Origin of the sequence: Microcystis sp. LE19-10.1B (assembly GCF_027530565.1) — a bacterium.
Lineage (GTDB): Bacteria > Cyanobacteriota > Cyanobacteriia > Cyanobacteriales > Microcystaceae > Microcystis > Microcystis aeruginosa.
The window spans coordinates 1-8762 of sequence record NZ_JAPZQM010000472.1; the positions used below are offsets into that span (position 1 = coordinate 1).

6 protein-coding genes are annotated in these 8762 nt (G+C 45.3%); 1 reads left to right on the plus strand and 5 read right to left on the minus strand.

Translation table 11 applies throughout. The features are described from left to right. Positions 1-138: 138 nt before the first annotated feature. Entirely contained in the window at positions 139-282 is a 144-nt protein-coding gene (locus tag O9332_RS17065; protein WP_288026561.1) for a hypothetical protein, read from the minus strand. Positions 283-463: 181 nt separating this feature from the next. Here O9332_RS17065 and O9332_RS17070 point away from each other — a divergent pair, with 181 nt between their 5' ends. Further along, a complete protein-coding gene (locus tag O9332_RS17070) occupies positions 464-3034 on the plus strand; it encodes a TIGR03960 family B12-binding radical SAM protein (protein ID WP_288026563.1) in 2571 nt (856 codons plus the stop codon). A 258-nt stretch (positions 3035-3292) separates the two neighbouring features. Here the strand turns inward: O9332_RS17070 and O9332_RS17075 are convergent, their stop codons facing one another. From O9332_RS17075 to O9332_RS17090, 4 genes are all read right to left on the minus strand, one after another. After that, a complete protein-coding gene (locus O9332_RS17075; protein WP_288026565.1) occupies positions 3293-3829 on the minus strand; it encodes a hypothetical protein in 537 nt (178 codons plus the stop codon). Between the two features lie 94 nt (positions 3830-3923). Continuing rightward, positions 3924-5138, minus strand: a complete 1215-nt coding sequence (locus O9332_RS17080) for a type II secretion system F family protein (protein WP_288026567.1) — start codon at positions 5136-5138, stop codon at positions 3924-3926. A 120-nt stretch (positions 5139-5258) separates the two neighbouring features. Then, positions 5259-6359, minus strand: coding sequence for a type IV pilus twitching motility protein PilT (locus O9332_RS17085; RefSeq protein WP_061432558.1), 1101 nt, complete (start codon positions 6357-6359; stop codon positions 5259-5261). A gap of 138 nt (positions 6360-6497) precedes the next feature. After that, positions 6498-8513 carry a GspE/PulE family protein gene (locus O9332_RS17090; RefSeq protein WP_002763111.1) on the minus strand — a complete coding sequence of 672 codons (2016 nt, stop codon included), beginning with the start codon at positions 8511-8513 and terminating at the stop codon, positions 6498-6500. Positions 8514-8762 lie beyond the last annotated feature (249 nt).

Consider the following 8762-nt stretch of genomic DNA (forward strand, 5'->3'; position numbering starts at 1 on the left):
GGGGGTCAATTACCTAATTTTCAGGGAAAAAGTCCCTGAATTTCCCCCTGATCACTCCCATATCTGGTACTTTTTGAGGGGAAAAAAGTCCAAAAGTCTTATCCAACAAGGTTTTTAGATTTATTCAGCAAGCCTTAATTATCTTATAGCCTCTGGAATTTTAGGGAGATGGGGAAGTGGGGTAGATAGGGAAGTGGGGAAGTGGGGTGTGGGGTGTGGGGAAGTGGGGAAGTGGGGAAGTGGGGAAGTGGGGTAGATAGGGAAGTGGGGAAGCTGTCTCATCACCCTATCACCCCAAAACCCTATCACCCCAAAACCCTATCTCCTGTCTCCTATCTCCTGTCTCCTGTCTCGGAGTCTCCTGTCTCGGAGTCTCCTGTCTCCCGACTCCTGAATACTGACTCGATTCTGGCTGCTATAGTAGAAAAGCACCCATTGCTGACGATATCTGAGGTAGATTGCCGTGACTATTGCTTTAGACCAACTGCTCACCCCCGACATTTTTCGACCGGCGCGTTATTTGGGCAACGAGTTAGGTGCTAAACATAAAGAATGGGCAAGTGCTGTGGTTCGTTGGGTGTTAACCTATCCGGAAGTGTACGAAGTGGGGGCATCTAACCTCGGCCATATTATCCTCTACAATATCCTCAATGCTCAACCCCGCCAACTCTGCGATCGCACTTATTTACCCGCACCGGATTTAGCCCAAAAACTCAAACAGACAAAAACCCCCCTATTTGCCCTAGAATCCCGTCGTTGCCTCACCGATTTTGATATTCTGGGTTTTAGTCTCAGTTATGAGCTAGGAGCCACCAATATTTTAGAAATGCTCGACCTAGCGGCAATTCCCTTGACTTGGAGAGCAAGAGACTCAGGTAACTATCCGCTAATTTTTGCCGGGGGACAAACTGCCACCTCTAACCCCGAACCCTACGCCGACTTTTTTGATTTTATCGCCCTCGGTGATGGCGAAGAATTATTGCCAGAAATCGGTTTAATTTTAGAAGAAGGTAAACTAGCTAATCTAAGCAAAGAAGAACTATTACTAGATTTAGCCCAAATTCCGGGGGTATATGTCCCCCGTTTCTACGATGTCACCCCAATCGGTGCAGTTATCCCCAATCGTGACGATGTACCGCAAAGAATTTTACGCCGGGTAGCTACTCCTATCCCAGCCTATTCTATCGGTTTAGTTCCCTTCGTGGAAACGGTTCACGATCGCCTGGTGGTGGAAATTCGTCGCGGTTGCACTCGGGGATGTCGTTTTTGTCAACCGGGGATGTTAACCCGTCCTGCGCGGGATGTGCAACCAGAAGCAGTCATCGAATCGATTGAAAAAGGAATGCGAGCGACGGGATATAACGAATTTTCCTTATTATCTCTCAGTTGCTCCGATTATCTAGCTCTACCTGCCGTGGGTATGGAGATTAAAAACCGTCTCCAGAATGAGAATATATCTCTATCCTTACCCAGTCAAAGAGTCGATCGCTTTGACGAAAATATTGCTAACATAATTGGGGGCAATCGTCAATCGGGTTTGACCTTTGCACCGGAAGCGGGAACCCAACGAATGCGCGATGTGATTAACAAAGGGTTAACCAACGAAGAACTACTCAGAGGGATAAAAACTGCTGTCGAACAGGGTTGGGATAAGGTCAAACTCTATTTTATGATCGGTTTGCCAGGGGAAACCGATGTGGATGTCATCGGTATCGCGGAAACCCTGCGTTGGTTGCGTCGGGAATGTCGTTTACCGAAGCGGAAACCCCTCGATTTTACCCTAACTATCTCGAATTTTACCCCTAAACCCCATACCCCCTTCCAGTGGCATTCCGTCTCGACGGCCGAATTTATCCGCAAACAGGAGTTATTAAGACAGGAATTCCAAGGCATGAGAGGGGTAAAAGTCAATTATACCGATGTCCGCATCTCGGCTATGGAAGATTTTATCGGTCGCGGTGACAGAAGTTTAGGGAAAGTGGTACTGCGCGCTTGGCAATTGGGAGCCGGGATGGATGCTTGGTGGGATAATACGGAAAAAGCCTATCAAGCATGGTCACAGGCGATCGAAGAATCCGGTTTAACTTGGAAATATCGTCAGATAGAACAGGGAGAATGGCATATTTTTGCCGATGCAGACAAAGATATTTTAGAGCGTCCTCTGCCCTGGGATCATCTGGATACCGGTATCGATAAAAAATGGCTACAGGAGGACTTAAAACGCGCCCTAGACGCGGCAACAGTCCCCGATTGTTCTTTTGAGGGTTGTTCCCATTGTGGCGTTTGTAGCCTCGATTTTGGTCATAATATCGTCATTGAAGCGCCCCCGATTCCCGCTTTTGCTGGACATTTTCAACCCAATCAAGAACGCGCCCAAAGAATTCGGGTTTGGTTTGGCAAAATTGGCGAAATGGCCTTAGTTAGCCACTTGGATCTGGTGCGTTTATTTGATCGCGTCGTCCGTCGCGCTGCTATTCCCATTTCCTTTACCGGTGGATTTCACCCTGGTCCGCGCATTTCGATCGCCAATGCTTTATCCTTGGGAGCAACCAGTAGCGGTGAGATTGTCGATTTTGAATTGACAAAAGTGATGGATTTAGAGAGGTTTAAACAGCAATTAAGCGCACAATTGCCCGCAGATTTACCAGTGTATCAGGTGGAAGAAATTCCCTTAAATGCTCCCGCTGCCACCCGTTTGTTAGAAAAAGCTGCGTATTTGCTCACTTTTAACAGTGAGGGAATTGACTGCCAACAATGGCAAAATTGGATCGAGGCGATTAAACAAGCAACGGTGATGGAACGGGAAAAAACCACCAAATCCGGCAAAAAAGTCACGATTAATCTGCGAGAACAATTATATGAATTAGAGTTAAAAACTGTTGACAAACAAGCCGTTTTGTGCTATGTGGGCAGTTGTCGCAATGATGGCACTTTACTACAGCCCGATCATATCGTCGAGATGTTAGAAAGGGTTTCTGGCCAAGAACTTTCGCTGCTGAATTTTCATCGTCAGCGCTTGATTTTAGGCGCTTAACCATCGTCAACTGTTCCCTTTATACTAAACTAAGTAGGGTTGGCTGAATAAATCTAAAAACCTTGTTGGGTAAGACTTTTAGACTTTTTGTCAATCAAAAAGTACCAGATCTGGGAGTGATCGGGGGGAAAATTACTGGACTTTTTCCCTGAAAATTAGGTAATTGACCCCCTCAAAATCGCTAAAACCCTACACCCCACACCCCACACCCTGTCCCCACGAAAAACTTTTTCAGCAGACCCTACTTAAGAGAGTCAGCTAATCTTGATCGACTAATTCTAAGGAATCATCAATCAAAGCTGGCCGATAATTTTGAACAACCATCGGTAAAAAAGCCCCTCTTAAACCCTTTTTTATTCTCTCGGCCGTTTGATCAAAAACCACAAATAAAGGATGAATTGTTTCTGCACCTTCACTAAACATATGTTGTTCTCTGGGGGGCATTAACCATTCATATTCTTTATCTAAACATATTTGGGTTTCGCGCCAGCGTTTCAACAAATCAGAAAAATCTTCCCCCGGACGATGGATAAAAATCAGGATTTCTGAACCTAATTTAATTTTCCATTCCGGATCACACATCAGAATCGCCAAATCACAAGCTAATTGTACCGTCTTTCTAGATTCAAGGGCAGAAGATGGACGAATTCTGACCAAGGGCAAGGGAATAGTAATTAAACTCTCTTCAGGACGACGCATACTAGGAATTAACTCTAAATAGGGGCGATATTGTCGCAATAATTCGATCGCCCCCTCACGACAGCTATATTCCGCTAATAAAGTTTCGTAAGACACAGATTCACCTAATCAAATAAAAGGAGATGAAAATTCAAATCTTGCTGATTTCCAGCTACCGGCAATAGTCACTGATCACTGATCACTGCTCAACTTATCCCAACGCATCGAAGATTTTAAACATGGGCAAGTACATAGACAAAAGAATAATTCCCACCATCCCCGCAACACCAACCATCATCAAGGGTTCAATGATACTGGTTAAAGCTTTAACGGCCTGTTCCACCTCATCTTCGTAGAAATCCGCCACTTTCATCATCATGGCATCTAATTCTCCCGTTTCCTCCCCAATACTAATCATTTGAATTGCCAAAGGTGGGAAAACATTGGCTTTTTGTAGGGCCAAACTCATCATTCCCCCCTGCTGAATTTCCGCCTTGGCACCGGCGATCGCATTGGCAATTACCTGATTACCCACCGTATTACAAACGATGTCGAGGGAACTTAAAATTGGGACACCAGAACGCGTCAGAGTCCCAAAAACCCGGCAAAATCTAGCCACAGCCGACTTTTCATTCAAATCACCAAAAAGAGGCATTTTAAGGAAAAAATGGTCAATTTGCAGACGACCCATCGGGGTTTTGTAATAGCGACGCAGTAAAAAAACCGTGGCAACAATGGTGACAATCGGAATTAAAATCAACCAACTACGCATCACACCACTTAAAAAGAGCATAAATTGCGTTAAAGCCGGTAGTTCCACCTTTAAATCGGTGAAAATTTTCGCAAAGACGGGAATTAAAAAGATCGTCATCCCGAAAAACACAACTACCGCCAAAATTCCCACCGCTACTGGATAAGTCATCGCTGATTTAATCTGGTTTTTCAAGCGGGCCATATCTTCCAAAAGTTTCGAGAGACGGTTCAGCACTTCATCGAGTACCCCCCCCGTCTCTCCAGCTTCGATCATACTGACATAAAGTTCATCAAAACATTCGGGATGTTTGGCCATCGCTTCCGATAACGGAGTCCCTTGCTGTACCTCAGCACTAATCGCTTGTAGGGCTTTTTTCATCTTGGGATTACCGCATTGATCCCCCAAAACTCCCAAACATCTCACAATCGCCACACCAGCATTAATCATTACCGAAAATTGACGGGAAAAAACCGCTTTATCTTTGATGGAAATGCTGGCAAACATCAACTGTAAACCGGAAAGATCGATCTCTCCCCCCACTTTTTTGACTTTACCGACGGCGGCATATTTCGCCTTCAGCATCGTCCGGGCCTGTTCGGGAGACATAGCTTCAACTTTCTCTTGGAAAACTTTTCCAGAGCCGCTTTTAACTTGTGCGACAAAAGTAGGCATAGAACAAATCAGTTATCAGTTATCAGTTATCAGTTATCAGTTATCAGTTATCAGTTATCAGTTCACTGTTTACAGCAAAAAACTTCCCACTCTCCTATACCTTTTAAACAGGATTTAGGATTAAATCCGGGCTTTAGCGTTAGCGCTGGCCCCGGCGATAAGACGTTGTAATTCATCGGGTTTACCGCTTTTAGAAATGGCCTCTTCCAAAGAGACAACACCCCTAACAACTAAATTAGCTAATCCCTGTTCCATGGTTTGCATTCCTAACTTCATTCCCGTTTGAATTGCTGAATAGACTTGGGGGGCTTTTCCTTCCCGAATTAGATTAGCGATCGCTGGAGTTACCACCATGATTTCCTGTACCATTGCCCGACCAAATTCCCCCGGTTTAGGATTTTTTTTCTTGACTAGGTTTTGACTAAAAACTGCTAGTAAAGAATTGGATAACATGGCGCGAATTTGTGCCTGTTGGTTAGCAGGAAAAACGTCAATAATCCGATCCACTGTTCCCGCTGCCGAGCTAGTGTGTAGGGTTCCGAAGACTAAGTGACCAGTTTCTGCCGCCGTGATTGCCAAACTAATTGTTTCTAAATCCCGCATTTCTCCCACAAGGATAATATCAGGATCTTCCCGTAAAGATGCTCTTAAAGCGTTAGCAAAACTCTTGGTATCTTCTCCTTTTTGTCGTTGGTGAAACAGACTTTTTATATTAGGAAAAACGTATTCAATTGGGTCTTCTACCGTTAAAATATGTTCAGACCTAGTCCGATTAATTAAGTCTAAAATTGCCGCTAAAGTGGTAGTTTTACCCGAACCTGTTTGGCCAGTTACGAGAATTAATCCCCGCGGTCTTTCCGATAACTCCCGTACTACTCTAGGTAAATTTAATTGTTCAAAGTTAGGAATTTTAGAGGACAAAGCCCGTAAACAAGCTGCATAAGCACCCCTTTCTTTATAAACATTGACCCTAAATCTTGCTAATCCTTTCACCCCGTAGGAACAGTCTAATTCCCAATTCTGCTCTAACTCTTTTCTTTGGGTATTATTGAGCATACTAAAAATCAATTTCTGACAATCTTGCGGGGTTAAAGATTCTTCATTAATCGGGGACAGTTTGCCACTAATGCGAAAATAGACCGGCGCCCCAGACTGAATGTGCATATCGGAACCGCCCATCTCGACCAATTGTTCCATTAAATCTTCGATCATTAATTCCATAAGTTAAACCCCATCTCTAAGGTAAAATCAGTGAACAGTAACCAGTGAAAAGACATTGGGAAAGTGCTATTTAAGACTACTCACTTAATACTCCTTACTTAAAACTCAAATCTCATAACTGATAACTGAAAAACTGTCTTAATCACTAAATCGCGGTGTCATACAATAGGGACAATCGAGCCATTCTGGTTGTAGTTCGGCGCGACAACCACGACAGATTAAACCGCTTTTCCGTTTGGCTTTTAGTTCCGCTTCCAGACCGGAATCGGTAAATGTCACCCGTTCCACTTCTTCGAGGGTGGTGTAACCCTCGCGCACCAGATTTAAACTATAGGCTAGGAGTGTCACCATGCCCTCATCGACGGCCGTCTCCTTAATGCGATCGGTGGTTGCCCCTTGGTTAATTAACTGCTGTAGTCGTTCACTATTCTGCATTACCTCATAGACACCAATGCGACCTTTATAACCGCTGCCGCTACACTTAAGGCAGAGATTGCCCTGTTTTCGCGCCTGTTGAATTTCCTCAAGGGTGAGGGTATTAGCCTTATAAAAGGTCACTTCCCGTTCATTGGCGGCGGAAAGACCAAAACGGGCTAATTCCTCTTGACTGGGGTGATAGGCGACTCGACACTGGCTACAGACGCGCCGCACGAGACGCTGGGCCAAGACTCCCAAGAGAGAACCAGAAATCATAAACGGTTCAACCCCCATCTCATCGAGACGAGCGATCGCACCTGCGGCATCGTTGGTGTGTAGGGTAGTTAGGACCAAGTGACCGGTTAGGGCGGCCTCGATCGCTGTTTTGGCCGTTTCCTTGTCCCTAGTTTCTCCCACCAGAATCACATCCGGGTCTTGTCGCATGAATGCCCGCAGAATCGAGGCGAAATCCATGCCTTTTTCGCGAATTACCTGCACCTGGGTGATGCCTGGTAGAGAATATTCGATCGGATCTTCGGCCGTACTAATATTGACCCCGGGGTGATTTCTTTCCGCTAACACCGAGTATAGAGTGGTGGATTTCCCCGAACCGGTCGGGCCTGTCACCAGCAACAGACCAAAGGGACGACTGGCCATGTCTCGGACGATTTGCAGGGTCTTTTGATCGGTGATCAGTTTATCTAAACCCAACTGGGTGGCCGAGTTATCGAGAATCCGTAAACAGACTTTTTCCCCGTAGCGACTGGGCAGGGTATTAACCCGAAAATCCACTTTCCGCCCTTGATACATCCGCCGAATTTTACCATCTTGGGGAAGACGACGTTCGGCGATATCGAGCTCGGCCATGATTTTAAGACGGGCTGTAACCGCCGGGGTAATTCTTTTCGGCAGTGGCTCAAAAGCTTGATGAAGAACTCCATCTTTGCGAAAGCGAATTTTCAGGAATTCTTCTTGGGGTTCGATGTGAATATCGGAAGTCCCTTCCTGTAGGGCTTTAGCTATAATTTTATTGACGAGGTTGATGACGGGAGCTTGATTAGCTTCCCCTTCTCCGAGATCATCGGCCACTTCATCGTTAGCCGCACCAGAGGCCACCTCAATATTGCTGACAATACCAGTGAGATCCGAGAGTTTTTCTAGTTCTTTTTCTTTTTGCAGTCGGGCTTTTTCCTGTTCTAATTCCGATTGAGCCGAGTGGAATTTTTCCAGTAATCTTTCATAATCTTCGCTAGTAATCACCAAACGCTGTAAACCTAACTCCCTGGGGCGGAGAATACGATTAATATCGTCGGAAGCCTCGAGGTTGTCGGGATCGACCATGGCTATCAAAATCGCAGCCGGCTCTCCTTCGATCTTTCGCAGGGGGATGAGACGATAGCGACGACAAAGATCGATCGGAATCAAAGAATCGATCAATCGGGCTATTTCCAGTCCATCCACATCGCTTAATTCGGGGTCGATCGATTCGACTCCGTAGAGAATTTTTAATTCAAATAACTGATTTTTCTTGTACTGTCGCTGCAAATCCGGGGGCAAAGGGCGCCCAGTTAGTTGTTGTAATATTTCTACTAGCGATCGTCCCGATTTCCGTGTTTCCACTAGGGCTTGTTGCATTTGGTCGGCACCGATATATCCCGACTGCACCAACTTGTTACCAAAGGGGGAAAAGTAATTGCGTAGGGCAACGGCACGGGTTTTCTTGGAAGAAAATGTCATAGACGATTCTTAAACTCTCCACTACCCTTAAATGTTCCCAATTTTACTGGTAAAATTGCATTCTAGCAAAAATTTTTCTAGATCACCGATTATCTATCGGGGTCGCTCCAGCAATTCCAAATTCAAACGGTAGTGTAGGATACAGAATTGATTTCGCTTCTGTCCCTCAAAATAGAGTGAACGAGTTGCCCATTGGGTTTTGCAGGAATGGAAGTCCAAGATTTGAGTTTTATAGGGATGCTGAGCTAC

Excerpts from the sequence above, each read along its gene's own strand:
- O9332_RS17080 (WP_288026567.1), bottom strand. The coding sequence starts at position 5,138 with ATGCCTACTTTTGTCGCACAAGTTAAAAGCGGCTCTGGAAAAGTTTTC.
- O9332_RS17065 (WP_288026561.1), bottom strand. The coding sequence starts at position 282 with ATGAGACAGCTTCCCCACTTCCCTATCTACCCCACTTCCCCACTTCCC.
- O9332_RS17085 (WP_061432558.1), bottom strand. The coding sequence starts at position 6,359 with ATGGAATTAATGATCGAAGATTTAATGGAACAATTGGTCGAGATGGGC.
- O9332_RS17090 (WP_002763111.1), bottom strand. The coding sequence starts at position 8,513 with ATGACATTTTCTTCCAAGAAAACCCGTGCCGTTGCCCTACGCAATTAC.